The 25,822-nt window shown below is 71.4% G+C and carries 21 protein-coding genes and 2 pseudogenes; 9 read left to right on the forward strand and 14 right to left on the reverse strand.

Going from position 1 to position 25,822, the window contains the following annotated elements:
* Nucleotides 1–6: 6 nt before the first annotated feature.
* From OHA58_RS24625 to OHA58_RS24650, 6 genes are all read right to left on the reverse strand, one after another.
* Nucleotides 7–738 carry a class I SAM-dependent methyltransferase gene (locus tag OHA58_RS24625; protein WP_405481425.1) on the reverse strand — a complete coding sequence of 244 codons (732 nt, stop codon included), beginning with the start codon at nt 736–738 and terminating at the stop codon, nt 7–9.
* A complete protein-coding gene (locus tag OHA58_RS24630; RefSeq protein ID WP_405481427.1) occupies nt 735–2,057 on the reverse strand; it encodes a condensation protein in 1,323 nt (440 codons plus the stop codon). The genes OHA58_RS24625 and OHA58_RS24630 overlap by 4 nt, the downstream gene beginning before the upstream one ends.
* Complete coding sequence (locus OHA58_RS24635) at nt 2,054–6,160, reverse strand: alpha-(1->3)-arabinofuranosyltransferase family protein (protein ID WP_405481429.1); 4,107 nt, start codon at nt 6,158–6,160, stop codon at nt 2,054–2,056. The genes OHA58_RS24630 and OHA58_RS24635 overlap by 4 nt, the downstream gene beginning before the upstream one ends.
* Nucleotides 6,157–6,906: a class I SAM-dependent methyltransferase gene (locus OHA58_RS24640; protein WP_405481431.1), complete on the reverse strand. Its 750-nt coding sequence runs from the start codon at nt 6,904–6,906 to the stop codon at nt 6,157–6,159. Before OHA58_RS24640 ends, OHA58_RS24635 begins: the two co-directional genes overlap by 4 nt.
* A complete protein-coding gene (locus tag OHA58_RS24645; protein WP_405481432.1) occupies nt 6,903–8,054 on the reverse strand; it encodes a glycosyltransferase family 4 protein in 1,152 nt (383 codons plus the stop codon). Before OHA58_RS24645 ends, OHA58_RS24640 begins: the two co-directional genes overlap by 4 nt.
* Before the next feature lie 271 nt (nt 8,055–8,325).
* Nucleotides 8,326–9,390, reverse strand: a complete 1,065-nt coding sequence (locus OHA58_RS24650) for a DUF3068 domain-containing protein (RefSeq protein ID WP_405481433.1) — start codon at nt 9,388–9,390, stop codon at nt 8,326–8,328.
* 198 nt (nt 9,391–9,588) lie between these two features.
* On the opposite strand from OHA58_RS24650, the gene OHA58_RS24655 reads away from it, so the two are divergent.
* Together OHA58_RS24655 and OHA58_RS24660 are read left to right on the forward strand one after the other, a co-directional pair.
* Nucleotides 9,589–9,741 (forward strand): hypothetical protein, encoded by a 153-nt coding sequence (locus tag OHA58_RS24655; RefSeq protein WP_165914430.1) that lies wholly within the window; start codon nt 9,589–9,591, stop codon nt 9,739–9,741.
* Nucleotides 9,742–9,744: 3 nt separating this feature from the next.
* On the forward strand, nt 9,745–11,034 hold the full coding sequence (locus OHA58_RS24660; RefSeq protein WP_405481434.1) for a helix-turn-helix domain-containing protein: 1,290 nt from the start codon (nt 9,745–9,747) through the stop codon (nt 11,032–11,034).
* 8 nt (nt 11,035–11,042) lie between these two features.
* Here OHA58_RS24660 and OHA58_RS24665 read toward each other — a convergent pair whose 3' ends face one another.
* Nucleotides 11,043–11,978, reverse strand: a complete 936-nt coding sequence (locus tag OHA58_RS24665) for an RNA polymerase sigma-70 factor (protein ID WP_405481436.1) — start codon at nt 11,976–11,978, stop codon at nt 11,043–11,045.
* A gap of 49 nt (nt 11,979–12,027) precedes the next feature.
* Nucleotides 12,028–12,783 carry an SDR family oxidoreductase gene (locus tag OHA58_RS24670; RefSeq protein ID WP_405481437.1) on the reverse strand — a complete coding sequence of 252 codons (756 nt, stop codon included), beginning with the start codon at nt 12,781–12,783 and terminating at the stop codon, nt 12,028–12,030.
* A gap of 189 nt (nt 12,784–12,972) precedes the next feature.
* Between OHA58_RS24670 and OHA58_RS24675 the strand changes: the two genes are divergently transcribed.
* From OHA58_RS24675 to OHA58_RS24705, 7 genes are all read left to right on the forward strand, one after another.
* Nucleotides 12,973–13,749 carry an IclR family transcriptional regulator gene (locus OHA58_RS24675; RefSeq protein WP_405481439.1) on the forward strand — a complete coding sequence of 259 codons (777 nt, stop codon included), beginning with the start codon at nt 12,973–12,975 and terminating at the stop codon, nt 13,747–13,749.
* Nucleotides 13,746–14,594, forward strand: a complete 849-nt coding sequence (locus OHA58_RS24680; protein WP_405481440.1) for an SMP-30/gluconolactonase/LRE family protein — start codon at nt 13,746–13,748, stop codon at nt 14,592–14,594. Before OHA58_RS24675 ends, OHA58_RS24680 begins: the two co-directional genes overlap by 4 nt.
* A gap of 156 nt (nt 14,595–14,750) precedes the next feature.
* Nucleotides 14,751–16,106, forward strand: a complete 1,356-nt coding sequence (locus tag OHA58_RS24685; protein WP_405481442.1) for an extracellular solute-binding protein — start codon at nt 14,751–14,753, stop codon at nt 16,104–16,106.
* Nucleotides 16,103–17,044: a carbohydrate ABC transporter permease gene (locus OHA58_RS24690; protein WP_405481443.1), complete on the forward strand. Its 942-nt coding sequence runs from the start codon at nt 16,103–16,105 to the stop codon at nt 17,042–17,044. Before OHA58_RS24685 ends, OHA58_RS24690 begins: the two co-directional genes overlap by 4 nt.
* Nucleotides 17,041–17,910 carry a carbohydrate ABC transporter permease gene (locus OHA58_RS24695; RefSeq protein ID WP_405481445.1) on the forward strand — a complete coding sequence of 290 codons (870 nt, stop codon included), beginning with the start codon at nt 17,041–17,043 and terminating at the stop codon, nt 17,908–17,910. Before OHA58_RS24690 ends, OHA58_RS24695 begins: the two co-directional genes overlap by 4 nt.
* Complete coding sequence (locus OHA58_RS24700) at nt 17,907–18,887, forward strand: arabinan endo-1,5-alpha-L-arabinosidase (RefSeq protein WP_405481446.1); 981 nt, start codon at nt 17,907–17,909, stop codon at nt 18,885–18,887. The genes OHA58_RS24695 and OHA58_RS24700 overlap by 4 nt, the downstream gene beginning before the upstream one ends.
* 38 nt (nt 18,888–18,925) lie before the next feature.
* Entirely contained in the window at nt 18,926–20,434 is a 1,509-nt protein-coding gene (locus OHA58_RS24705; protein ID WP_405481447.1) for an alpha-N-arabinofuranosidase, read from the forward strand.
* Between the two features lie 25 nt (nt 20,435–20,459).
* Here the strand turns inward: OHA58_RS24705 and OHA58_RS24710 are convergent, their stop codons facing one another.
* The 6 genes and pseudogenes from OHA58_RS24710 to mmsB all read right to left on the reverse strand — a co-directional run bounded on the left by OHA58_RS24710 (nt 20,460) and on the right by mmsB (nt 25,819).
* Nucleotides 20,460–21,071 (reverse strand): DUF4291 domain-containing protein, encoded by a 612-nt coding sequence (locus tag OHA58_RS24710; RefSeq protein ID WP_405481448.1) that lies wholly within the window; start codon nt 21,069–21,071, stop codon nt 20,460–20,462.
* Nucleotides 21,068–21,790, reverse strand: coding sequence for a hypothetical protein (locus OHA58_RS24715; protein ID WP_405481449.1), 723 nt, complete (start codon nt 21,788–21,790; stop codon nt 21,068–21,070). Before OHA58_RS24715 ends, OHA58_RS24710 begins: the two co-directional genes overlap by 4 nt.
* 74 nt (nt 21,791–21,864) lie before the next feature.
* Nucleotides 21,865–22,734: pseudogene (locus OHA58_RS24720) on the reverse strand (RHS repeat-associated core domain-containing protein); the annotation flags it as partial.
* A 25-nt stretch (nt 22,735–22,759) separates the two neighbouring features.
* Nucleotides 22,760–23,244: pseudogene (locus OHA58_RS24725) on the reverse strand (beta-galactosidase); the annotation flags it as partial.
* A 108-nt stretch (nt 23,245–23,352) separates the two neighbouring features.
* Complete coding sequence (locus OHA58_RS24730) at nt 23,353–24,519, reverse strand: aldose epimerase family protein (protein ID WP_405481450.1); 1,167 nt, start codon at nt 24,517–24,519, stop codon at nt 23,353–23,355.
* 58 nt (nt 24,520–24,577) lie between these two features.
* Entirely contained in the window at nt 24,578–25,819 is a 1,242-nt protein-coding gene (gene mmsB, locus OHA58_RS24735) for a multiple monosaccharide ABC transporter permease (RefSeq protein ID WP_405481451.1), read from the reverse strand.
* Nucleotides 25,820–25,822: the final 3 nt, after the last annotated feature.

Below are 25,822 nucleotides of genomic sequence, written 5' to 3' on the forward strand. Positions count from 1 at the left end.
TCCCGCTCACGACTTCCTGGCGTGCAGCAGGAGGATCGAGGAGAGGGACGGCGCCGCGCAGGCGAGCCGGTCCAGGGGGCGCAGCGGGCGCGGCACCCCGTGGAAGGGCGCGCCCGTGACCCGTACGACGTCGAAGCCCGCCGCGGCGACGAACGAGCGCAGTGCGCGGGCCGTGTACAGCCGCAGATGGCCCACGACCTCGCTGCCCGGGCGGCCGTGCACGGCGCGCAGGCTGACCTCGGAGAAGACGGGCTGCACTCCGGCGAGCAGCAGCGCGCGGTTGTACCAGGCGGCGAGGTTCGGCGTGGACAGCATGAGATGGCCGCCGGGGCGCAGGATCCGGCGGATCTCGTCGAGGGCGGCATCGGGGTCGACGAGGTGCTCGATCACCTCGCTGAACAGGACGGCATCGGCGGATCCCGCCGCGAACGGCAGCCCGCTCGCGGTGAGTTCACCGCGGACCACGTCCGGGATACGGGCCCTGGCCCGCTTGAGGGCGTCCTGCGACCAGTCGACGCCGACGATGCGGTGGCCCGCGAGGAGCGGCGCCGCGGTGGCCGCGGCCTGTCCGTCGCCGCAGCCGATGTCGACGACGGTGGCGGGGAAGGGCGCGGGCCGGCCGAGCGCGGCGGCCAGCGCGCGGGCCTGGCGGTGGGAGCGCTGTTCGCCGGAGGCGACCGGGGTTGCCGGGTCCTCGTAGAAGTCCCGCAGCCCGGGCGGGGCGGACGTGGTGGTCATGGCGTCGCCTCCTGCGTCGCGTGCAGGTAGTGCTCGAACAGGTCCCGCAGCCGGTCGCCGTCGCCCGGTCCGAGCAGGGTGCGTGACCAGCGCAGGGCGAGGTGCAGCCGGCCCGCCGTGGAAGCGGTCGTCACGGTCAGGCCGCGCGGCATGCGCGCGGGGGCCGAGAACCAGACGGCGTGGGCGCGGCCCGCGTCGCCGAAGTCGAGCGGGTAGGGGACGCGGCCGATGTTGCTGAGCAGCGTGGTCGACGTCCAGGGTGCGGCTGCCCTGCGCAGCCCGCGGGTGACCGCGGCGCGCCAGGCGACCGGGGCGAGCGGAGCGGTGAGGAGGGCGGCGCCGTGACCGAGCTGGGGCCGGTCGAGGGCCTTGAGCGCGCGGGTGCGCACCGAGGTGCGGTGCAGCAGGAGCGGAATGCCCGTGGAGGTCAACTCCTGGGGTTCGAAGGTGACTTCGACGAGCCGGGTGCCGTTGCCGATGGGCATGTCCGCGCCCCGGGGCCGGTCGTCCACCGGCATCGTGATGCGCACCGGGCGCGGGCGCGCGCCGTGCTCCCTGTTCCAGTGCGTGATCATCAGGGCGGTGGCGGCCATGAGCTGGTCGTTGACGGTGTACGGGGCGCCGGCGGGCCGGTGCGGCACGGGCAGGTCCGCGACCAGGAGTCCGTTTCCGGGTGAGACGCCGGGTGAGACGCCGGGTGAGAGGGCGGGTGAGGTGTCGGGGGTGCCGGGGGCGACGCGGGCGGGCGGGGTCCACGGCGAGGGCCCGCGCAGGGCGGGCCCCGGCGCCCCGGGCGGCGCCCGGTGTGGCGGAGGCGCGCCGGGGGCGTCGTCATGGCCCCCGTAGATCTCGGCCGCCGTCGCGAGGACGCGCAGACAGGCCGGGCCGTCCAGAGCGGTGTGGTTGATGGTGAGGAAGAGGACCGCGGCACCGTCCTCCCGCTCCCGCACCACCTCCAGACGGATCGGCGGCGACGCGGTCAGCGGCGGGGCGTGCGTCAGCGCGCGCGTCCGGGCGTCCCCCAGCGCGTCCGGTCCCGGCGGCGGGAAGGTGACCACGTCCACATCGGGTCCGCGGGTCAGCTCCCACTCGTAGCGCCGCCGGTACCAGGGGCCCGCCGCCTCCCGCATCAGGATGCGCGGATGGCGGTGCAGCGCCTCGGCGAAGGCGGCCGTCAGCCGGGCGGGGTCCGGGGTGCCCGGCAGGTGGACCTCGATGTGGACGGTCTCCGGCTCCTCGTCCTGGAGACAGTGCCGGGCGACCTCGTCGACCACGGGGAACGGGACGCGCCGCGGCGCGGGCGGGGCCGGAATGCTCATGCTTCGCCTTCCTGCGACGGGCCGGCCGCGGTGTCCGGCGGCCTACGGGTGGTCGCCAGCGCCGCGAACAGGGCGACCAGCGCGAGGAGTTGGGCCACCGGCCCGAAGGCGCCCGCGGACGCCCGGGACGGCTCCCCGGCTCCCACCGCGGCGGCGACCCCCGCACCCGCCATCGCCAGGAACGCGATCGGGACGAGGAGCGCGTGCCGCCGCCACGCCACGAGCGCGAGCGCCGGGACGAGCAGCGCGAGCGGACCCGCGATCACCGCGCCGACCAGGGTGAGCGCCACCGTGCCGAGCAGCAGCCCGGGCGGCGGGGCGGGCGGCGTCACATCTGTGGTCGCGGCGCGCCGCCGGAAGAGGGCGATCCCGGCCAGCGCGAGCACGCCCGCGGCCCCGCCGAACAGGCCCGCCTCGTACGTCCGCGCCGGTTCGTAGCTCAGCTTCACGGTGCCGCCCGCGCCCTGGGGGACGAGGAAGCCCTGCTGCCAGCCGTCCAGGCGCAAGGGGGTCAGCTCCTTGCCGTCGAGGGTCGCCTTCCAGCCGTCGTTGACGTTCTCGTACGTCGTCAGATAGGTGGCGGGGCCGGTGCCGACGGTCACCTCCCTGCGGTCGCCGAGCCAGTCGCGGATGCGCAGGGCGCGGCCGGCGGGCGGGGTGGTGGAGGGTGCGTCGGTGCGGGTGAGGGTGGCGTCGGTGAGGCGGAGGGGGCCCTTGTCCTGCGGTGTCTCCAGGGTGTGGGTGCCGGCGGGGAGCGCCAGCGACACAGGGGCCTGCCCGCACAGCGTCACGTCGATCGGGCGGCGCTCCACGAGGTCCCTGACCGTTCCCTTCGCACCGGTCCGGTGGCGTGTGCCGTCGACCGTGACGTCCGGGCCCTTGCCGCACGGCAGGCTGAACTTGCGGGTGGGCGACGGCTGCGGGGTGCGGTACTGGTCGAGCGCCGGGAGGTACGCCTCCGTCAGCCCCACCGGCAGTTGCAGATCGGCGTCCGCCACCGGGTTGTGGACGGTGAGGGGAGCCGTCGCGGTGACGGTGATGTCCAGGCGGTCCGTGGTGATCGGGTCGAAGCGGGCCACGCCGTTCTCGTCGACGCCCGCCACGGCCGCCCCGTCCGGCGAGCTGATCTCGATCTTCTCGGGGCGGGTGGACAGGCCGCCGGCGGCGGCGAGTACGACTTCCCCCACCGGCTGCTTGTCCGGCCAGCGCAGATGGATGGTGGGCCGGTCGCCCGCGATCCATGCCGTGGTCAGGTCGCCGTCCGTGAGATTGCGCGCCGACAGGTCGCCGCCGAGCGCGGACGTGGAGTCCGCGGTGGCCGTGATGCGGCGGCGCTGATCGGGCGCCACCTCGTAGAGGAGCTTGTCGAACGCGTCGCCCGGAGCGGGCCGCGCGCTCGCCTTGAGGGTGTACGTGCCGCCTTCGGCGGTCGTGAACCGGCGCCCGAGGTTCGGCTCCTCGGTGGTCGCGTGGAAACTGAACTGCTGCGCGTCCGTGGAGTCCTGGGGCAGCCGAAGCAGCCGGCTCACCTGGACGCCCGGGATGTCGACGTCCGAGAAGCCCGCGCCCGCGAGACCCGTGTGCCCCGCCTGCGCGCCCAGGATCGTGATCCGCAGCCAACTGGTGTTGCCCGCCGACGCCTTGACGCTCTGGCGCTTGCCGTTCGCCTGAAGGGCCGAGGTGGCTGAGCCCGTTTCTGTCTGTACGCGGATCCGGGTCGGCGCGGCCCTGACTCCCTCCTGCGGCAGGGGAGTCACCTGGAGCGTGCCGGGCACGGGTGTCTTCGAAGAGAACGCGATCCGCAGCCACTGCCCGTCGGGCGTGCCCGGTGTGCCCTCCGCCCACGCCGTGTCCGGGTTCCCGTCGAACGCGTTCACCGGGTCGTACTGCGGCAGGTGGAACAGCCAGTTCCCGCTCGACGACGCCGTGACCTGCGCGGCGCCGCGCAGCACGGCGGTCGTCTGATGACGGATCCCCTCGCCCGGCAGGATCTGCCGTGGCTTCGCCCCCGGATCCTGCGTGCTGCCCGGGGAGTTCCGCTCGGTCGGCGTGTACGTGTACGAGGTGTTGGAGCCGACCAGGCCGAAGCGGGTGTCGGCGCGGCGAAGGCCGTCACCGGCCGTGCGCAGCGCGGGCGTACCGATGCCCGGGTGGTTGTCGCCGGCCAGGACGGTGGGCCTGCCGCGCATCGCCGGGTCGGCGGACAGCGGCAGGAGCGACTCGGGGCCGCCGCTGACCTCCGCCGTGCCGGAGACCGGGAGCAGGGCGGCTTGGCCGGGGCGCCGCGCGGAGCCGGGCGCGTAGATCTCCACCGCCCGCCGGCGCGGATAGAGCCCCTCGACCTGGAGCGGGGTGCCCTCGGCGATGCGCCCGCCGGTCGTGACGGGCCCGAACCCGGTGACGCGCCGGTACCCGGACTCCTCCAGGGTGCGCTTGACGGTCGCGGTCGGTACGTAGCCCAGCTGGTCGGGGTCGAGGTCGCCCCGTACGACGACGAAGTGCAGGCCCGCCCGGCTCAAGTAGTCCTGGAGGCCGGGGACTTCACCGCCGGTGGTCAGGGCCTGCTCGACGGCGTCGAGGGCGCGGCGGTTGCCGGGCGTGCCGAACGGGACGTAGTCGCGCTGCGCCCAGCGCGAGTCGGCGAGGACGTCGAGGGGCTGGTCGATGGGGGAGCCCCAGGTGTAGATGCCGTGCGCGGTGGCGGGCACGACGAGGGCGCGCGAGTCGGGCGAGTACTTCTTCAGCCAGTGCGCCGTCGTGTCCCAGTACGCGGGCAGGGAGCGGAACGAACCCGGTTGCAGGATCGAGCCGTTGAGGTACGGCCAGGCGAGACCCGGCAGGATCAGCACCGCCGCCAGGAGGGGCGCGTACCGGCGGTGGCGCAGGGGGCGGGCGCCGCGCGCCTCGGCCGCGACCGCCGTCACATGCATCAGCCCGAAGGCCAGGGCGAGCCCGAGGCCGGTCTGGAACTTGTAGATGTTGCGGAACGGGACCAGGCCGCCGTTCAGCCAGGACTGCACCGTGGAGTGGAAGGGTGCGCCGAGCGCGCCGCCGTAGCCCGCGAGGGTGATCAGTGCGACCGTGAGGACCGTTAGGACGAGCCAGCGGCGTTCCGGCAGATCGCGGCGGGCGAGCCCCGCGAGCCCGAAGGCCGCCGCGAGCGCCGACCCGGCGACGGTCACGGCCGCCGTCGCGACCGTCCAGCCCGCCGGCAGCCAGGCCTCGCCGAAGTGCAGGTACGCCACCCAGTTCCCGGCGCCGCGCAGGGACTCGGCGGCCGACATGGTGCCGGTCGTGGTCTGTGAAGTCTCCACGTACGGAAGGAAGTTCTCGCCGTACACGCCCAGGAGGAGCAGCGGCAGGATCCACCAGGCCGTCGCGAGGATCACCGACGGGGTCCACCACGCGATCAGCTTGCGGCGGCGCGGGCCGGCCGGGCGGGAGAGGAGATAGAGACCCACCGGGAGGAGGGAGGCGAGAGTGGCCGCCGCGTTCACCCCGCCCATGAACGGGATGAGGAGCGCCGAGCGCGTCGCCGCGACGCGCGCGCTCGTGCGGTCGTTCGTGAGGGGCAGCAGCACCCACGGCAGAAACGCGCCCGGCAGGGCGGCCGCCGACGTCGAGCCGACGACGATCGTGAACGCCGGCCACAGCGCGTAGGCCACCGCGCCGAGCAGCCGGGTCCGCGGGCTGCCGATCCTCAGGCGCTCCGCGAGGCGCAGGGCACCCCAGAACGCCACCGTCACGATGACCGACAGCCACAGCCGCTCGGCCAGCCACACCGGCAGATGCGTCAGCCGCGCGAGCCCGTAATAGGGCAGCATCGGGAACGAGTAGCCCACGTACTGGTCGAAGATCCCGCCGAAGCCCGCCCGGTCGTGCCACAGGTCGCCCAGGTCCGTGAGGAACTTCCACGGGTCGAGTGCGACACCCAGCTTCGTGTCGAACGTCATGCGTCCGGGCGACACCGCCACGAACAGCACGAACAGCGTCGCCCAGAAGGCCAGCAGCCAGCGCCGCGAGCGCGGCCCCCGCCCGTGTCCTGGCCGGGAGGGGGCGGGGCGGGCCGCCGCCGGGGGCGGCGCCTGGACCGTGCTCGTCATGGAGAACACCGCCGGAGGATGAGGAGGAGGTTCCAGGTGGCGAACTCGCGCACCCCCGGCACCTTCGCGACGGTCGCCGCGAGGAAGGGCCAGTAGCGGGAGCGCGCGGAGACGACGGTGATGTCGTCGCGGGCCCTGACCTGGCGCAGCGTCGGGCCGATGTGATGCGCGAAGAGGTTCTCGCCGAGCGTGTGCTTGGGCGGCCTGCCCGTGCGCCGCTGATAGCGGGCGCTGGCCCGGTCGGCGCCCAGGTAGTGCCAGGGCGCCCACTCGTGACCGCCCCACGGGGAGAGCCAGTTGGTGAACGAGAGATAGACGATCCCGCCGGGCCGGGTCACCCGGACCAGCTCGCTGAGGAACGTCTGCGGGTCGGCCACGTGCTCCAGGACGTTCGAGGAGAACGTGACATCGGCCGCGCCCTCCGCGAGCGGCAGCAGATAGCCGTCCGCGACGACAGCGGGCGCGGCCGGCCGCGCGCCCAGCTCCTGCGCGTCGGGCTCGAAGAGGAAGCCGTGCGCGCCGCGCCGCCGGAACTCCCGCGTGAAGTAGCCGGACCCGCCGCCCACATCGACGACGACCTTCCCCGCAAGGCCCCCGCAGACCGCCTCGACCTGGTCGGCGGCGTCGCGGGCCAGCAGGGAGTAGCAGGCCTCGGGGTCCTGCTGTTCGCGCAGGAACGCGCGGAACAGGGCGAGCGAGCGGCGAAGCGACGGGTCGGGCGGGGTGGTCCGTGTCGAGTGCGTCATGGCGCGGGGCTCCTCACCGCCTCGGCGGCCACGGCTCTGAACTGCCGCACCGTGTGAGCCCAGCGGAAGGTCGCGGCGCGCTCCTCGGCGGCCTTGCCCATCAGCCGGCGCCGCTGTCCGGACAGGGCCAGCGCGCACCAGGCCGCCGCGAACGACGACTCGCCGCGTGCGAGAAGACCGGTGACGCCGTCCTCGACGGAGTCACGCAGACCCGGTACGTCGAAACCGATCGCCGGGGTCCCGCGCGCAGCCGCCTCCGTGACGACCAGGCCCCACCCCTCCACGGCGGAGGGGTGCAGCAGCAGCCACGCCTCGCACAGCAGCCGGTTCTTCTCGGCCTCCGAGACATGACCCATGAACTCGACGCCGGGGCCCGCGAGTTGTTCCAGCCGGTCCCGCTCGGGCCCGTCGCCGACAATGAGGAGCCGGCCGCCGGTGACCGGCCGCACCCGTTCCCACAGGCGCAGCAGCAGATCGATCCGCTTGTACTCGACGAGCCGGCCCATGGCGAGGAACAGCGGCTCACGGGAGCGGTCCGCGCGCGGGCCCGGCTCCTCGACGCCGTTGTGGACGACGCGGATGCGCTCGCGTTCGACGCCGAGTGCCCGCAGCGCGGTAGCCGTCGACGGCGAGACGGCCACCAGCAGACCGCGGCGCTCGGCGCCGGACAGCGCCCAGTGCTCCAGTCTTCGCCCGAGCCGCGCGGCCGGCGCGAGCGGCCCGCCGAAGCGCATGCGCCACAGATCGGTGTGGACGTGGTTGACCAGGCGCAGCGTCGGGCCGCGGTGCCACAGCGGCGCCAGATACGGCATGCCGTTGCACACCTCCACGAGCAGGTCGCAGTCGCCGACCTGGCGGGCGAACGCGGAGCGCGCCCGCAGGTAGTGGCCGAGGTCGCCGCCCGCCGACACGACGCGGTAGTCGCGGAACGCGGCGGGCCCGCCGCACAGCAGCGTCACCTCGTGGCCCAGGCGGGTCAGCCCGTCGGCCAGCCGGTCGACGAGTAGTTCGGAGCCGCCCGCGGCCGGATTGCCGAGGTCGCGGTGGGCGAGGAAGACGATCCGGCGCGGCGGTGGGGGAAGCGCCGGGTGGGGACGCGCGTCGCCCGGGTGGGGCGTGCGCAGGGGGGTGGGCACGTGCTGGGGCATGGGTGCTCCAACTCGTCTCGGGGTGCGGAACGGTGTGGGGGGACGTGCGCGGAGCGTTCAGGGACGACGCCTTTGCGGACGCCGTTACTGGGACTGGCTCAGGCTGCGGAACGGGGTGCCGGGGCGGCGGTTACGAAGGAGCTGTGCCGGGGCTGTGCGGGGGCCGTGCGTGAACTGTGCGGGGGGTGGGGTGGGACAGTTTTCGCCGAGCTGTTCGAGGCGGCTACTCACCGAGGTGACAAATTCTCAGCTTTCCGGAGCTGACGTCTCATCACATCGTGGAGGGTTCCAGCACTGTTGGGGACGAATCGGGATTCGACGGCCCCCTCCCGCCCGTACCGCCCCGTCCGCCCCTGCCCCGTACGACGAACACGGCACCCAGTGCCGCGAGCACCAGGCCGGCCGTGCCCGCCCCGAGCGGGAGCGTCGTGCCGAGGAGCCGGAGCCGGCCGCTGTCGTCGTCGGCGAGAGCCACCTGCTGCCGCTGCGTGGCCGGGGTGAACGCGATGCGCTCGCTGTCCAGGAGCACCACCGCGTCCTTCGCCGAACCGGGCGCGCGCAGCGTCTTGTGCGGGCCGATCGCCGCGTAGACGATCCGGCCCGTCTTCGGGTCGGCGACCAGTTCGATGCCGTGGTTCGCGTACCACTCCTCGGCAAGCACCTGATTCCGCTTCGGCTGTCCCACGATCGTCCCGGGCACCAGACGCGACCCGGTCCTCGTGGCGGGGACCGTGCCGGTGAAGCGGTAGCCCTCGTAGCCCTGGATCTTCTTCGTGCCCCGGTAGGAGAGCGTGACCGTCGCGCCGAGCGTGTTGTCCCACCAGCGGTAGGCGCGCTTGTGTACGTCGAAGGGGAACTTGAGGTAGGCCTCGCCCTCGAAGGACGGCTGCTCACCGCAGCAGTGCACCGGCGCGTTGGTCCTGCGGTCGGTGACCCAGCGCTCCAGGGTCCACTGGAGCGCGTCGTGCGGGTCCGCCGCGGGCAGCGACGCGTCGGTGTCGACGGACGTGGACACGTCCCACACCGCCCGGCCGCTCTTCTCGGACGCGGCCACATCGCCGCGCACCTGGCGCGTGACGGTGATCCTCCTGCCGTGCACGGTCTTCACCGCGCCGGTGTCGAAGTAGCTTCCGGTTCCGGTGAATACGGTCGTCGTGTCGACGTCGACGGGGGTGCGTTCGGCGCGCGGCTCGACGTACCACGCGAGCAGCGGGGCCAGGGCGAGCAGGAACGCGCCGAGACCCAGCGTGAGCAGGGAGAAAGGATTCGGCCGGGGCGGCCCGAAGGGCCTCGTTGAGGGGTGGTGGTCGGGAGACGGGTGGGCTGAACGACGCATCCGGCACTCCTGGGGTGGGGGAGGGAGCTCTGGTGCGGGCGCAACGCGGATAGGCAGGGGCCTAGGGCCGGGAACCGTAGGCGCACCCTTGACGGAGTGTCAATGCATTGCAGAGACTGGGCACTTGCCGGAACGGGGCCCGGCACGCGCTGCGCACGGGTGGGGATTCGACCTCCAGAACGAGAGGCTGACCCTGCGATGAACCGACTGCTCGCCGCCGCCCTGACCGTCGCGGCAGGTGCCGTGCTCGCCCTCGGCGCCTCCCTGGGCGTCGTCGCCCTTCTGAACGCCACCCCCGACCAGCCGAACGTGCCGCTCGTGACGTACGAGACGGCCGGCCGGGAGCGCTGAGGGGTGTCCCCCGTTCCGTCCGGCGGCCCCGCCGCCCACAGCGCAGTGCGGCCCGAGCGCTCGGCCTGGCGCGATGTGCCCCGGCTCCAGGTGAAACGGTTCGCCGGGCTCGCCATGGCCGAGGCGCCCGCCCTCGCGGAGGACATCCTTCGGGAGATCCGCCGCGAATACCCCCACTTACCCCTCGTGCTCGACGAGTCCGGCGAGCCCATGGCGCTCGTCGGCATCCGCAGAGCCATCGAGGGCTTCGTGCAGCTCCAGCTCGCCGACGCGGAGGACCGGCCGCGCTCCCATCCGGCCGTCTTCCAGGAGTTCGGCCGCGGCCAGAGCCTGCACGGCCGCAGCCTCGACGCCCTCCAGGCCATGTACCGGCTCGGCGTACGCCTGGCGTGGCGCCGCCTCGCCGAACTCGGCCAGCGGGCCCTCATCCCGCCACCCGCCATGTACGAACTCGCCGAGTCGGGCTTCGAGTACCTCGACGGACTCGTCGACCAGTCCGTACGCGGCTATGCCGAGGCCGCCGCCCGGCAGGCCGGCGAACGCCTGCGCCTCCAGCGCAAACTCATCGACCTGCTGCTCGCCGAGCAGACCGAGCACACCGACCACCCCGAACGCGGCGCCGCCCCGCCCGACCCCGCGCGGGCCCTCGCCGAGCGGGCCGCGCGGATCGGCTGGCCCCTGCCCGGCCGGGTCTCCGTCGGAGTCCTCCTGCGCCCCGCGCGCGAGGCCGTCGCGCCCGCCGTCGGACAGGGCGTGCTCCTCGACATGGAGACCGAGCAGCCCCGCATGGTCGTGCCCGACCCCGACGCGGCGGGCCGCCCCGAACTCCTGCGCCGCGCCATGGCCGGCTGGTCCGGCGCGATCGGCCCGCCCGTGCCGCTGCCCGACGCGGCGAAGTCCCTGCGCTGGGCCGAGGCCGCGGTCCGGCTCGTGGCGCGCGGGCTGCTCCCGGCGGGCGAGGTGCTCCACTGCACCGAACACACCCAGGCCCTCGTGCTGCTCCAGCCCGAGGAGCTCATCGACGACCTGTCGCGCCGCGCGCTCGCGCCCCTCGCCCACTGCGGCCCCACCCACGCCCGCCGCATGGCCGACACCCTTCTCGCCTGGCTGGAGACGCGCGGCGGCGCACCCGAGGTGGCCGCCCGGCTCGGCGTCCACCCGCAGACCGTCCGCTACCGGCTGCGCCAGATCCGCGAGCTGTGGGGCGACGAGATCGACGACCCGGACCGCCGCTTCGAGCTCGAACTGGTGCTGCGGGCACGGCGGTTGAGGGATCTGCACGGCGGGCCGTGACCGGCCCGTCAGTCCTTCGGCCGCCGGCGGGCCTGCCGCACCTCGCGGTCGACCGCCCACGGGTCCGACACCGGGCCCAGGTGCCCGAGCTTGTCGGGGTTGATCACCAGGCGGATCGTCTGGATCTGCCCGTCGAGCACGTCGAGGGTGAGGGTGTTGAGGACCCTGCCGTCCCGGTCGCGCAGGATCGCGCCCGGCTGACCGTTCATCTCGTGCGGCTCGGACGTCACGTCGATCCGGAACATCACGGGGAAGACCGAGGCCAGCAGCCGGGCCACGTTGCTCGCGCCCGCGACGGGCCTGGCGAGCTGCGGGGCGTTGCCGCCGCCGTCGCCGACCAGGGACACATCGGCGGCGAGCAGCTCTTGCAGGCCGTCGACGTCGCCCTCCCGCAGCGCGTCGAAGAACCGCGCCGCCAGTTGCTCCCGCTCCTGGCGGTCGGCCTCGAACCGGGGCCGGCCCGCGTCCATGTGGCGCCGCGCCCGCACCGCGAGCTGGCGGCACGCGGCCTCCGAGCGGTCGACGGCCGAGGCGATCTCGGGGAATCCGAAGGCGAACACCTCCCGCAGCACGAACACCGCCCGCTCCAGCGGGCTGAGCCGCTCCAGGAGCAGCAGCGCCGCCATGGACACCGAGTCGGCCAGCTCCGCCGAGCGCGCCGGATCCTCATACGGGTCGCTCAGCAGCGGCTCGGGGAACCACGGCCCGACGTACGCCTCCCGCCGCACCCGGGCCGAGCCCAGCACGTCGATCGAGATCCGCGTGACCGTCGCCGACAGGAACGCCTTGGCCGACCTGGGCTGTGTCGTGGACGCCGCGAAGCGCAGCCATGTCTCCTGCACCGCGTCCTCGGCCTCGCTCACGCTGCCCAATATCCGGTAGGCGATCGAGAACAGCAGCGGCCGCAGCTCCTCGAACTCCTCGAACTCCTCGACCCGTCTCACGCAAGTTCCTCCCTGGCCTCGGTGGCGGAAAGCCCGCACCCGTAGATCATCACCATGCGACGGGACCGAGGCGGTCGGTGAACGTTCCGGTCGGCCCGTCGGCGTCGAGCAGCGCGAGCCGGACGATCGAGTCGGTGCCCTCGGTCACGGTCAGCGCGCCGGTGTGACCGTTCATGTCGGTGGCGGCGAACGTGCGGTTGGCGACTTCGCCGGGAGTGACGGCGTTGAACTTGATCCCCGGGAGCGCCTGCGCGTACCGGACGGTGAGCATGTTCAGCGCCGCCTTCGACGAGCTGTATCCGAGCTCGTGGATCTTCGAGAAGGGCTGCTCCGGGTCGGTCACGGTCGCGAAGGAACCGCCGGCGCTCGACACCATCACAACCCGCGGGTTCTGTGCCGCCCGAAGCAGGGGAAGGAACGCCTGCGTGACCCTGATCGGTCCGTACACATTGGTGTCGTAGACGGAATGGATGTCGTCGGCCGTCGCGTCCGCGGGCGCGGTCCCCTTCCCCGGCGCTCCGGCGTTGTTGACGAGTACGGCCAGCCGGTCGGTGCGCTCGCGGACGAGTCGTACGGCCGCGGCCACCGACTCGTCCGAGGTCACGTCCAGCGGGACCATCACCACGTCCGCGCCACCGGCGGCCAGCTTGTCGGCGGCCGCCCGCCCGCGGCCCTCGTCACGCGAGCCGAGGAAGACCGTCCAGCCCAGTTCCCCGAGCCGTCGGGCCGTTTCCAGGCCAAGTCCCTTGTTGGCGCCGGTGATGAGTACCGAGGTCTCTTCCGAGGTCTGCTCCGTGTTCGTCATGCCCCCTAAGACGATCAGGCCCCCTCCGCTGTGACACGCGTACGGGGCGTGTGAGCGCCGTCACAAGGCAGCGTCCCGGTGCACGGAGGCACCTCCGGGCCCATTGCCCGCTCAACACGGCTGTGAGTAGCCTATGTTCGTGATACCGACCGACTGTTGAAATTTCGAACATCAGAGAGGGGGCCGGCCGTGGGGCGTCTCGTACCCGCCGTGACCCGGGCTCTCGACATACTCGAGCTGTTCCTGGACGGGGACGGCACTCTGTCCGCCCCGGACATCGTCCGCAAGCTCCAGCTGCCGCGCACCACCGTGCACGAGCTGGTGACGACGCTGACCGCCCGCTCCTACCTCGTGACCGCCCCGGGCGAGCCCGGCCGCTACCGCCTGGGCGTGCGCCCCTACCAGCTCGGCAGCCGGTACGCGGAGCAGCTCGACCTCGCCGCCGAGGGCCAGCAGGTCGCCCGCGAGGTCGCCGAGACCTGCGACGAGACCGTGCACGTGGCGATCCTCGAGGACACCGACGTCATCTACATCGCGAAGGTCGACAGCACCCACGCCGTGCGGATGGTCTCCGCCGCGGGGCGCCGGCTGCCCGCGCACTGCACGTCCGTCGGCAAGATGCTCCTCGCCTCCCTGCCGCAGCCCGAACTGGCGGCCCGCGTCCCCGACGACGCCGAGCTGGCGGCGATGACGGAGAACAGCATCACCGACCCGGCCCTCCTGCGCGAGGCCCTCGCCGGCATCCGGGAGCGCGGCGTCGCCGTCGAGAGCCGCGAGTCCAACCCGGACGTCAGCTGCGTCGCCGCCCCCGTGCGCGACCGCTCCGGACGGGTCGTCGCCGCGCTCTCCGTGTCGGTGCCGATGATCCGCTGGAGCGCGCCCCGCGAGGACGAGCTGGCGCAGCTCGCCGTGAAGGGCGCCGCCGACCTGTCGGAGCGGCTCGGGTACCGGAGGGCCGGCCGATGAGGCCGGAGGTGGCCGTCCGCGCGGAGGCCACGCTCGGGGAGGGCCCCACCTGGGACGCGGAGACCGGCCGGCTGATCTGGGTCGACATCCTCGGCAGCCGGGTCCACACGTACGACCCCGCGACCGGGCGCCGCACGGTCATGGCCACCGAGCAGCACGTGGGCGCCGCCAAGCCCCGGGCCGGCGGCGCGGGACTCGTCGTCAACCTCCGTGACGGCATCGGCCTGTACGGCCCCGGCGGCACCGACTTCCGGTGGCTGCACCGCGATCCCGTGCCCGGGCGGCGCGGCAACGACGCGGCGATCGCCCCGGACGGCTCGCTCTGGGCGGGCAGCATGGCGTACGACGAGACGCCGGGCGGCGGAAACCTCGTGCGGATCGCCGCCGACGGGACCGCCACCGAGATCCTCGGCGACGTCACGGTCAGCAACGGCACCGGCTGGAGCCCCGACGGCACGCTCATGTACTACGTCGACACCCCGACGCGGCGCATCGACGTCTTCGACGTCGATGGCCAACAGGCCTTGCGGCGGCGGGAGTTCGCGGTCGTCGAGGCGGGTGCGGGCCACCCCGACGGGCTGACCGTCGACGCCGACGGGTGTGTGTGGGTTGCCCTCTGGGACGGCTCGGCGCTGCGCCGCTACACCCCGTCCGGCGCGCTCGACCGCGTCGTGGAGCTGCCCGTGAAGCGCCCCACCGCGTGCGCCTTCGGCGGCGCGGACCTCACCGACCTGTACGTCACGTCGGCCCGCGTCGGCCTCGACGCCCCGTCCCCGTACGCCGGTTCGCTGCTCGTCCTGCGCGACATGGGCCATGGGCTGGCGCAACCCGCGTTCGAGGGCTGAGCCCGGAGCGAGTGCCCGACAGGTGCGGGACCCCCACGCGGGTGGGGGTCCCGCACCTTTGTATTGCGCAACCCATTGACGTCGCCGCATCCCGAATCTACGGTCCCGTTCGAAGTTACGAGCATCATTCGATATCTCGAACAGTAAGGGCAGGGCATGGGACGACCTGGCCTGAACCGCAGGCAACTCCTCGCCGGAATCGGCGGGTTGACCGTGGCGGGCAGTATGGGCTTCGCGGCGCTCGGTACCGGCGCCGACGCGCTCGCCTCCGGCGCGGACACCCGTGTGCGCTACTGGAACCTCTTCAGCGGCGGCGACGGAAGCAACATGATCGCGATGCTGGACGCCTTCCGTAAGGCGAACCCCGGCATCGACGTGAAGGACTCGACCCTCCAGTGGGGCAACCCCTTCTACACCAAACTCGCCATGGCGGCCGCCGGCAATCGGGCGCCCGACCTCGGCGTCATGCACCTGGGCCGCGTCACCGGCTTCTCGCCGGGCCGTCTCCTGGACCCCTGGGACATGGACCTGCTCGCCAAGTACGGCGTGCGGGAAGCGGACTTCAACCCCAAGCTGTGGAAGCGCGCCGTCATCGACGGCACGCTCTACGCCCTCCCGCTCGACATCCACGTCCAGCTCTGCTTCTACCGCAAGGACGTCCTGAAGAAGACGGGCCTGATCGGCGACGACGGCAGGCTCGTGCCCGTCACGTCCACCGGCGAGTGGTTCGACATGCTGAAGGAGGCCAAGAAGGCCACCAGGAAGGGGCTTCAGACCATCGGCCTGTGGGTCAACGACCAGAACTTCCAGTGGTGGTTCTTCGTCGCCTTCTACACCCAGCTCGGCGGCACCTGGTTCAACGCCGACAACACCGAGGTCACCTTCGACACCGACAAGGCCACCCAGGTCCTTGAGTTCCTGCGTCAGCACGTCGCCGACGGGTACGCCAACCCGGGCATGGGATCCGTCGGCGCCGAACAGTTCGTCAACGGCACCCCCTTCACCTGGGAGGGCAACTGGTCCGTGCCGGTCTTCTCCGGCGCGAAGCTGGAGTACGGCGCGACCCCGCTGCCGCCCGTCTTCGGCAAGCAGGCCACCCACGCCGAGTCGCACTCCTTCGTGCTGCCGCACCAGGCTGGCCGCGGCGGCGCCACCAACGAGGGCGCGCACCAACTCGCCGCGTACGTCGTCAAGCACGCCCGGCAGTGGGCGGCCGGCGGCCACATCCCCGCCTACACGCCGACCCTGTCCACGGCCGCGTACAGGAAGCTCGAGCCGCAGCACGAGTACGCCGGCGCCATGGACCACCAGGCCAACGAGCCGAAGGTGTGGTTCGCGGGCTCCACCGGCATCCTCGCCCAGGAAGTCGGCCCGACCGTCGTCTCCTCGACCGTGGGCTCCGCCAAGCCGGCCGCGGCCGCCGCCCGCATGAAGAAGCAGCTCGCCAAGCTCCTCGCCATGAAGAACCCGATGGACGGGCACACTGCCGCGCAAGGAGGTGCGGTCGCATGACGACGACCAGTGCTGAGACCGTCATCGCCCCGGCGCGGGCAAGGACCGCCGCGTACAGCGCCACCGTCCGCCGCAAACAGGGCTTCCAGCACGGCGGCTGGTTCGTGACCCCGTTCCTTCTTCTCTTCGTCCTGTTCGTGATCTGGCCGCTGGTGCGCGGCGTCTACCTCAGCTTCACGGACGCCAACATCTCCGGCGACGCCGCGAGCTTCATCGGCCTCGACAACTACCGCGAGGCCCTGCACGACTCGATGATGTGGGACTCGCTCGGCCGCAGCGCCTACTTCACGCTGCTCGTCGTCCCCTGCATCACGGTCCTCGCCTTCCTCCTCGCGATGCTCGCCCACCACATCGAGCGCGGAAAGTGGCTGTGGCGGCTGTGTTTCTTCATGCCGTTCCTGCTGCCGTCCACCGTCGCGGGCAACCTGTGGCAGTGGCTGTTCAACCCCGGTACGGGCATGGTCAATTACGTCTTCGGCCTCGACACGCCCTGGCTCACCGACAAGTCCTACGCCATGCTCGCCATCGTCATCGAGACGCTGTGGTGGACGGTCGGGTTCGCGTTCCTGCTCTATCTGGCCGCTCTCCAGGGCATCCCCGGCCACCTCTACGAGGCCGCGAAGCTGGACGGCGCGAACGCCTGGCACCGCATGGTCCACATCACGCTGCCGATGCTCCGCAACATCACGGGCCTGGTCATCACGCTGCAGATCCTTGCCTCGCTGCAGCTCTTCGACCAGGCCGTCGTGATGATGGACTTCGGGCCGGGGCCGGAGAACAGCACACGCTCCTTCGTCCAGTACACCCTCGAAGAGGGCTTCACCAGCTACCGCGTGGGCTACGCCTCCGCCATCTCCATCATCTTCTTCGTGATCATCGCGGCCGTCGCCCTCGCGCGGATGTGGCTGCTGCGCAACCGTGAGGAGGGCGGCCGATGACCACCGACGCCGCGCAGATACCGGCCAAGTCCCGTACGCGCACCGTCTGGTCGCCGAGCCAGATCGTGCTCACCCTGCTCGGTGTCGCCGTCTCCGCCGTCTTCCTGGCGCCGCTCGCCTGGGCCCTGTTCACCTCGCTGAAGTCGGAGACCGAGGCCGTCGAGGTGCCGCCGCACTGGCTGCCGAAGGAGTGGACGGGCCAGGCCTGGAAGGCGCTCTTCGAGACCGGCAACATCACCGACTGGTTCGTCAACTCCCTTGTGGTGTCGGTCTGTGTGACCGCGACCGTGCTGACGGTGAGCGCGCTCGCCGGCTACGGCTTCGCCCGCACCGAGTTCCGCGGCAAGAACGTCCTGATGGGCGTCGTCATGGCCGGACTCATGGTCTCCCCGGCGGTCCTCGGCGTGCCCCTGTTCACCACCGTCCAGCAGATGGGGATGGTCGACACGTACTGGGGCATGATCCTGCCGCAGTGCGCGCCGGCCGCGATGGTCTACATCCTCTACAAGTTCTTCCAGGGCATCCCCAAGGAGCTGGAGGAGGCCGCGTTCATCGACGGCGCCGGACGGTGGCGGGTCTTCTTCACCATCGTCGTGCCGCTCGCCCGCCCCTCGCTCGCGGCGGTGGGCATCTTCACCTTCATCGCGTCGTGGAACAACTTCCTGTGGCCGTACATGGTCACCAACAACCCCGACCTGATGACCATGCCGAACGGCATCGCGACCGTCATGAACTCGTACGGGATCCAGTGGGCCCAGCTGATGGCCGGCGGTCTGATGGCGGGCCTGCCCCTGATCGTCGTCTTCGTCTTCTTCCAGCGCCAGATCGTGGCGGGCGTGGCCCACACGGGATTGGCGGGACAGTGACCGCGCGCACAGCGGGCAGACCCCTGGCAGCCGTGGCGGCCGCCGCCCTTCTCGCCCTGCTCCCCGCCACGGCGCAGGCTGACGCCGCCTACCCGGACCCGCAGGCGATCACCGGCCAGCAGATCGTCCACGACCCGACCGTCATCAAGCTCAAGTCAGGCCAGTACGTGGCCTATTCGACCGGCGGCGTCATCGGCGCCCGCCTCTCGAAGGACCGCGTCCACTGGACCGACGAGGGCAACGCCTTCGCCGTGCCGCCGAGTTGGTGGTACGAGTACAACGACACCGGCGACCCGTGGGCCCCTGACATCTCCTACCGCGACGGCGCGTACTGGCTCTACTACGCGGTCTCGTCCTGGGGCACGAACCACTCGGCGATCGGCGTCGCCACCTCCGCATCGGGTCTCCCGGGTACGTGGACGGACCACGGCAAGGTGTTCAGCTCCGGGACCACCGACACCTGGAACGCCATCGACCCGGCGATCGTCCGGGCCGACGGGAAACTCTGGATGAGCTTCGGCTCGTACTGGTCCGGCATCCGAATGGTCGAGCTGAGCCCGCGGACCGGCAAGGCGATCGAGGGCGCGACCGTCCACCACCTGGCGACCCGCCCCGACTCCCCGTACGCGGTCGAGGGCCCGGCCGTCGTCCACCACGGCCGCCACTACTACCTCTTCGCCTCGTACGACGCGTGCTGCTCCGGCGTGAACTCCACGTACAAGATCCGGGTCGGCCGCTCGACGTCGGTCACGGGCCCGTACGTGGACGAGGACGGCACCCCGCTCCTGGAGGGCGGCGGCACGCTGCTCCTCGCCGGGCACGGCCGGTTCGTCGGCACGGGAGGCGAGTCCGTCTTCCGCGACAAGGGGCGTGACGTACTCGCGTACCACTACTACGACGCCGGCGACTCCGGCACCCCCAAGCTCGGCCTCAACGAGCTGAGCTGGGGCAAGGACGGCTGGCCGACCGTCCGCTGACTCGATCAATGTACGTAATCCCGAACCCTGAGGGAGACATGTCCCGCACCGCACGCTTCGCCCTCGACCCCGCCTTCACGGTCGGCACGGTCGACCCCCGGCTCTTCGGCTCCTTCGTGGAGCACCTGGGCCGCTGTGTCTACACCGGCATCTTCGAGCCGGACCACCCCACCGCCGATGAGACGGGCCTGCGCCAGGACGTCCTGGAACTGGTCCGCGAACTCGGCGTCACCGCCATCCGCTATCCCGGTGGCAACTTCGTCTCCGGCTACAAGTGGGAGGACTCGGTCGGCCCCGCCGAGGAGCGCCCGCGCCGCCTCGACCTGGCCTGGCGCACGACGGAGTCGAACCGCTTCGGCCTGTCCGAGTACATCGCGTTCCTGAAGAAGGTCGGCCCGCAGGCCGAACCGATGATGGCGGTGAACCTCGGCACGCGCGGCGTCGCGGAGGCCATCGAACTCCAGGAGTACGCCAACCACCCGGCGGGCACGGAGCTGTCGGACCGCCGCATCGCCCACGGCGACAAGGACCCCTTCGGCATCAGGCTCTGGTGCCTGGGCAACGAGATGGACGGACCGTGGCAGACCGGCCACAAGACGGCCGAGGAGTACGGGCGGCTCGCCGCCGAGACGGCGCGTGCGATGCGCCAGATCGACAAGGACGTCGAGCTGGTCGCCTGCGGCAGTTCGGGCCAGGGCATGGACACGTTCGCCGAGTGGGAGGCGAAGGTACTGCAGGAGACCTACGACCTGGTCGATTACATCTCGCTCCACGCGTACTACGAGGAGCACGACGGCGACCGGGACTCCTTCCTCGCGTCGGCTGTGGACATGGAGTCGTTCATCGAGAACGTCGTCGCGACGTGCGACCACGTGGGCGCTCGCCTCAAGTCGAAGAAGAAGATCAACCTCTCCTTCGACGAGTGGAACGTCTGGTACATGTCGCGCACGGACGCCGAGGTCTCCGCCCTCGACTGGCCTCAGGCCCCCCGCCTCCTGGAGGACGTCTACTCGGTCACCGACGCGGTCGTCTTCGGTTCGCTCCTGATCGCCCTGCTCCGCCACGCGGACCGCGTTACGGTGGCCTGCCTGGCCCAACTCGTCAACGTCATCGCCCCGATCATGACCGAGCCCGGCGGCCCCGCCTGGCGCCAGACGACGTTCTTCCCGTTCGCGGCGGCGTCGCGGTACGGGCGCGGCGAGGTCCTCGACGTACGCGTGTCAGGGCCGACGTACGACACGAAGCGCCACGGCACCGCGGACCTGCTGCACGCGACGGCGGTCCGGGCGGACGACGGAACGGTCACCGTGTTCGCTGTGAACCGCAGCCAGACGGAAGTGCTGCCGCTCGAAATCGCCCTGAACCGACTGGAGTTGACGTCGATCGTCGAGCACTCGGTGCTCGCGGACCCGGACCCGGACGCCCGCAACACGCTCGCGGAGCCTGAGCGGGTGGCGCCGCATCAGGTGACGGGGACCGTGCTGGAGGACGGCACCCTCAAGGCGACCCTCGAACCGCTGTCGTGGAACGTGATCCGGCTGGGCTGAGTCGTCGAGGGACCGTGTCGGTCCGTCAGCTGTCCGCCCCTACCCGCTCGCGGAGCGCTTCCGCGAGCGGGTAGGGGCGCTCCGCCGGCAGCTCGCGCAGTGCGTCGTCGAGACGTCCTTCGCGCACGGCGGCGTGGGTCGAGTGGGCCAGATCCGTGACATCGGCGATGTGCACGATCCAGCGGTCCACATAGCGCTCCACGGCCTCACCGGACAGGCCGACCTGAATGGCGCGCCACGGCTCGGGCTCCAGGCGGACCGAACGGTCCGGATCCCACTGCACCCGCACCGGGGACCCGGCGACGTCCGCACGCCACAGGTCCCGGTCGGTGTGCACCCCCGGCTGGAAGTGGCTCAGGGCCGCGTGGGCCAGGGCCCACTCGAACCCGGCACGATCGATGTCGATGCGAAGGATGCGCTCCTGGTTCGGTTTCTCGGCCCAGCCCGAGCGGTACATCATCCACAGGAACGACGGCTTGATCCACGTCATGCGCTCCCGTTTGAACGGAGTCACGAACGTTCCTGCGCGCAACGCCGGTTCGGCGATCTCCCGTGGATACGCCTGGTACACACTGAGCGAGGAATCCGTGTAGGCCGCCCGCACGATGCGAGGCTGCCACGGCCGGACCTCCGTCACCGGCCGGACACCTCGGCCGCCCACACATCGGGTCCCTGGACCGTCGGCCCCTCGACCCGTGCGGCGCCCGCCGTGTACAGCACCCACAGCAGGTCGAGTGAACCGAAGAAGGACTCTCCCCAACTGTCCACCCAGACCCGGACCTCGGCCGGGCCCACCTGGACGACGTCCCAGAACTCCCAACCGCGGGATTCCTCGTCCGGGTCGAATCGGTATATCCAGTTCTGCAGGGACCAGGGCTTCGCTTTTCCGCTCCTGGTCAGGAAAGCGGTACGGCCGTCCCGGGCGAATTCCTGATCGGCGATTTCGCCCTGCCCGGAGACCCGGGCGAACCAGTCCGGAAATCCGTCCGTCGGCAGATCTTCGTCATCGAACTCCGCCGTGCAAGCCAAGTCCAGTGCTGCGGCGACGACATGGCGTACGCGCTCCGCGTACTCCGCGGTGGATCCGATGACATCTACCGTGAATTCGGCCAGAGCCGGCGGAGCCGACTCGATCGCGGGTCGCATTCGGGTACGTTCCCGCTCGGCGGCTACGCTCTCCTCGCTGTGGATCATGCAGGAGTTCCTTTGCGGTAGAGCGGAATCGCGGATCGAGTCCCGGTACTCCCTGGGGATGTCGAAACTGACGATCTGGCCTCCCTCGCCGCGGAATTCAATGGTGTGGGTGATGTCGTCGCTCATGTTCACATAGAGCTTGCCCTTCCCGGTGATGGTCACCTCGCCGTTCTCGCCGATGGGATGCGCTGACTGCCCGGGTGGTCGCTCTGCTTGCGGTACACGGTGATCGTGTCCTTGTCGCAGCCCGCGAGACCCAACAGGTCCATCCGCGTGTGCGGGTTGTCCACGTAGACCACGGGGTTGGGCGCAGGTCCCAAGCCGAGCGGGTCGGCGGTGAGATAGCGGGCGGTCTCCGGATCGTAGTGGCGGAAGTAGTTGTAGTGGAGGCCGGTTTCGGGGTCGCTGTACTGGCCGGGGAAGCGGAGGGGGGTGTAGGTGGTGGCACCGGTGTTCCACGTGGTGGTGCCCCACAACATGGTGCGCGTGCGCCAGGCGATGTCGCGCTGTTCGTCGACGAGTTCGCGGGGAGAGCCGACCAGGTCCGTGACGATGGCGAAGAACCGGGAGTCGATCTCGCCTTGCGGGGTGTCGGTAGCCGCGATCCGCTCGGTCTGGGCAATCGGCCGGGGACCCTGGTGGTCCCAGGTGAGGGTGATCGGGTTCGGCAGGCCGGCCGAGCGCGTCGTCTGCTCGCACAGCGTCGTGCCGTCCCAGGTGAAGTCGGTGCGCTCGACAACTGTTTCGTCGTCGGGGCCGAGGCGGAACTTGGCAGTGCGACGGCCCAGTGGGTCGTACGTGTAGCGCCAGGTTGAACCGTCCGGGGTGGTGACCTGAGTCAGCCGGTCCTCCGCATCCCACGCGTAGCGCCAGGTGTCCGGCTTGCGGGAGAGGCGGGTCTTCTGGCGCAGTGTGATCCGTCCGAGGGCGTCGTGCTCATAGCGGACGCTGCCGGCCCGCGTGATGCGGGTTCCGATGTACGTGCGGTCGCCCGTCGCGTCATGGCCGGGGAGCGCGGCGGGCCAGTCGGCCCGGGTCTGGTTCCCCGCGGTGTCGTAGGCGTAGGTCTCGGTCCACTCCTCGGCGTGCACGGCGGTGACCCGGCCCAGCCGGGTCGTGGTGCGGGGGAAGGGTGGCCGTCAGCCAGCTGGGGAACCCGCCCGCGTCGACCGCCGCGTTGATGTAAGGGCTGGGGCGCGCGATGACGTAGAGACCCTCCTCGGCGGCCGTCTCCAGGAAGCGGCCGAGGTCGCGCACGCCCGTGAAGTCGTAGGCGCCGGGGGCTGGGGAGTGGAAGTTCCACGCGACGTAGATGCTGATGCTTTTGTAGCCGTGCGCGCGCAGCTTCTGCAGCACGTCACGCCACAGCGACGGGCTCGGCAGCCGGAACGGGTGCACCTCGCCCGACCACAGGACGACCCGGCTGCCGTCCATGAGCAGCGAGTACTTGTCGAAGGCGACGGTATGCGTCCGCCCGTCCGCCCGTCGGCCTCGGGTACGGGGACGGGGGTGGTCGCGTCGTCGGGAGTGGCCGCGCCCGCCGTCGGCAGCGGCAGGGCGAGGCTCGCCGCGGTCGTGGCGGTGAGCGCAGTGAACGTACGTCTGCTGAGTTGCAACTTACGTCTCCATAGGGCTCGGTGAGGTAAGTGCGAAGGGGTGGAGGAATGACACCGGCCTCGCCCGTGGTCGTCACGGGCGAGGCCGGGGGATGTGGTGGGGGTCGGTCAGGCGCTGAACGAGTGCACCGTCGTCGTCCGGTACGTCTCGCCCGGGCGCAGCACCGTCGACGGGAACGTCGGACGGTTCGGCGAGTCCGGGAAGTGCTGCGTCTCCAGGCACAGGCCGTCGCCCTGCCGGTAGGTGTGCCCGGAGGGGCCGGTGAGCGTGCCGTCGAGGAAGTTGCCCGAGTAGAACTGGACGCCCGGCTGATCCGTGGCGATCTCCAGAGTGCGGCCGGAGGACGGGTCGCGCAGCGTCGCGAAGTGCACGGGCCGCGCCGTGATCCCCTTGTCGAGGACCCAGTTGTGGTCGAAGCCCTTGGCCGTGACCAGCTGTGGGTGCGCGGTGCGGATATCGCGGCCGATCGGCTTCGCGGAGCGGAAGTCGAACGGGGTGCCCGCGACCTTCGCCCGCTCACCGGTCGGGATGAGTCCCGAATCGGTGGGCGTGTAACGGGAGGCGGCGAGGGTGAGTTCGTGGTCGTAGATGCCGCCGCTGCCCTCGCCCGCGAGGTTGTAGTAAGTGTGGTTCGTCAGGTTCACGACGGTCGCCTTGTTCGTCGTCGCCTCGTAGTCGATGCGCCAGTCGCCGCTCGCCCCGAGGGTGTAGGTGACCGTCACCTTGAGCGTGCCTGGGTAGCCCATCTCGCCGTCGACCGACGTGTAGTGCAGCTTCAGGCCGACGTCGGAGCCGGAGGTGAAGTCCTCCACGTCCCACACCCGCGTGTTGAAGCCCTTCGCCCCGCCGTGCAGGGAGTTGGCCCCGTCGTTCACGGAGAGCTGGTACGTCGTGCCGTCGAGGGTGAACCGGCCGTTCGCGATGCGGTTGCCGTAGCGGCCGATCGTGGAGCCGAAGAACGTGGTGCCGGCGACGTAGTCCTCGATGGTGTCGTAGCCGAGGGAGACGTTCACGTACCGGCCGTGGCGGTCCGGTATCTCCAGGGACTGGATGATGCCGCCGTAGGAGAGGACCTTCAGGCGGGTGCCGCCGTTCTCCAGGGACCAGCGGTAGATCCTCGTGCCGTCGGCGAGCTTTCCGAAGAGCTCCTTCACGGGCCTCCTGCCTCCCGAGGCTGAGGCGGAGCCTGAGGCGTGGGCTGTTCCGCCCAGCGCGGTGGCTGCTGCACCGGCAGCGGCGGCCGATGCGAGGAGAGTGCGTCTGCTCAGTTCCATGTGCGGCTCCCTCAAAGGGTGGGCCCCGCCGGGCTTGGGCCGACGGGGCCGAGCTGACTTACGAACCGACCTTGCGCTTGTTCCACACGTCGAAGCCGACCGCCGCGAGCAGGACCAGGCCCTTGATGACCTGCTGCCAGTCGGTGCCGACGCCGACGAGGTTCATGCCGTTGTTCAGGACGCCGAGGACGGTGCCGCCGATGATGGCGCCGAGCACCGTGCCGACGCCGCCGCTCATCGACGCGCCGCCGATGAACGAGGCGGCGATCGCCTCGAGTTCGAAGTTGACGCCCGCCTTCGGCGACGCGGCGTTGAAGCGGGCCGCGAAGACCAGGCCCGCGAGTGCCGCCAGCATCCCCATGTTGAGGAAGACCGCGAAGGTGACCTTCTTGTCCCGGACGCCGGAGAGCTTCGCCGCCGGCAGGTTGCCGCCGATCGCGTACACATGGCGGCCGATCACCGCGTTGCGCATCACATAGCCGAAGGCGACGAGGAGCACGGCCAGGACGATCAGCACCACGGGCGCGCCCTTGTAGCTGGCGAGCAGCAGGGTGAAGACGAGGACGGCGGCGACCAGCGCGGTGAGCTTCAGCGCGAACAGCTTCGCGGGCAGTACGTCGAGCGCGTACTCCTGCTGGCGCTTGCGGTCGCGCACCTCCTGCCACACGACGAGGGCGATGAGTCCCAGGCCGAGGAGCAGGGTGAGGTTGTGGTAGTTGGTGTCGGGGCCGACCTCGGGCAGGAAGCCGTTGGCAACCTTCTGCAGCCCTTCGGGGAACGGGCCGAGCGTCTGCCCCTTGAGGAAGATCTCCGTCAGACCGCGGAAGAGCAGCATGCCCGCCAGGGTCACGATGAACGACGGTATGCCGAGGTAGGCGATGAAGAAGCCCTGCATGGCCCCCGCGAGCGCGCCGACGGCGAGGACCACGAGCGCGGCCACCGGCCACGACCAGTGGTGCGTGACCATGAGCACCGCGGCGAGCGCCCCCGTGAACGCGGTGATGGAGCCGACCGACAGGTCGATGTGGCCCGCGATGATGACGATCATCATGCCGATCGCCAGGATCAGGATGTAGCTGTTCTGGAGCACCAGGTTCGAGACGTTGCGCGGCAGCAGCAGGTCGCCGCCCGTCCAGACCTCGAAAAGGATCACGATCAGGCCGAGGGCGAAGAGCATCCCGTACTGCCGCATGTTGCGGCGCATGCCGTCGATGATCAGCCGGCCGAGGCCGCTCCCGTCCCCGGAGTCCTTGGGGGCGGGGATGCCGGCCGGCGACTCGGCCTTCAGGTTCGTGCTCATCGG

Origin of the sequence: Streptomyces sp. NBC_00009, assembly GCF_045040855.1 — a bacterium.
GTDB lineage: Bacteria > Actinomycetota > Actinomycetes > Streptomycetales > Streptomycetaceae > Streptomyces > Streptomyces aureus.

Coding starts and splice junctions, on each gene's coding strand:
- OHA58_RS24630 (WP_405481427.1), bottom strand. CDS start 2,057: ATGAGCATTCCGGCCCCGCCCGCGCCGCGGCGCGTCCCGTTCCCCGTG.
- OHA58_RS24635 (WP_405481429.1), bottom strand. CDS start 6,160: ATGACGAGCACGGTCCAGGCGCCGCCCCCGGCGGCGGCCCGCCCCGCC.
- OHA58_RS24690 (WP_405481443.1), top strand. CDS start 16,103: ATGACGACGACCAGTGCTGAGACCGTCATCGCCCCGGCGCGGGCAAGG.
- OHA58_RS24685 (WP_405481442.1), top strand. CDS start 14,751: ATGGGACGACCTGGCCTGAACCGCAGGCAACTCCTCGCCGGAATCGGC.
- OHA58_RS24705 (WP_405481447.1), top strand. CDS start 18,926: ATGTCCCGCACCGCACGCTTCGCCCTCGACCCCGCCTTCACGGTCGGC.
- OHA58_RS24680 (WP_405481440.1), top strand. CDS start 13,746: ATGAGGCCGGAGGTGGCCGTCCGCGCGGAGGCCACGCTCGGGGAGGGC.
- OHA58_RS24640 (WP_405481431.1), bottom strand. CDS start 6,906: ATGACGCACTCGACACGGACCACCCCGCCCGACCCGTCGCTTCGCCGC.
- OHA58_RS24625 (WP_405481425.1), bottom strand. CDS start 738: ATGACCACCACGTCCGCCCCGCCCGGGCTGCGGGACTTCTACGAGGAC.
- OHA58_RS24655 (WP_165914430.1), top strand. CDS start 9,589: ATGAACCGACTGCTCGCCGCCGCCCTGACCGTCGCGGCAGGTGCCGTG.
- OHA58_RS24650 (WP_405481433.1), bottom strand. CDS start 9,390: ATGCGTCGTTCAGCCCACCCGTCTCCCGACCACCACCCCTCAACGAGG.
- OHA58_RS24695 (WP_405481445.1), top strand. CDS start 17,041: ATGACCACCGACGCCGCGCAGATACCGGCCAAGTCCCGTACGCGCACC.
- OHA58_RS24730 (WP_405481450.1), bottom strand. CDS start 24,519: ATGGAACTGAGCAGACGCACTCTCCTCGCATCGGCCGCCGCTGCCGGT.
- OHA58_RS24645 (WP_405481432.1), bottom strand. CDS start 8,054: ATGCCCCAGCACGTGCCCACCCCCCTGCGCACGCCCCACCCGGGCGAC.
- OHA58_RS24670 (WP_405481437.1), bottom strand. CDS start 12,783: ATGACGAACACGGAGCAGACCTCGGAAGAGACCTCGGTACTCATCACC.
- mmsB (WP_405481451.1), bottom strand. CDS start 25,819: ATGAGCACGAACCTGAAGGCCGAGTCGCCGGCCGGCATCCCCGCCCCC.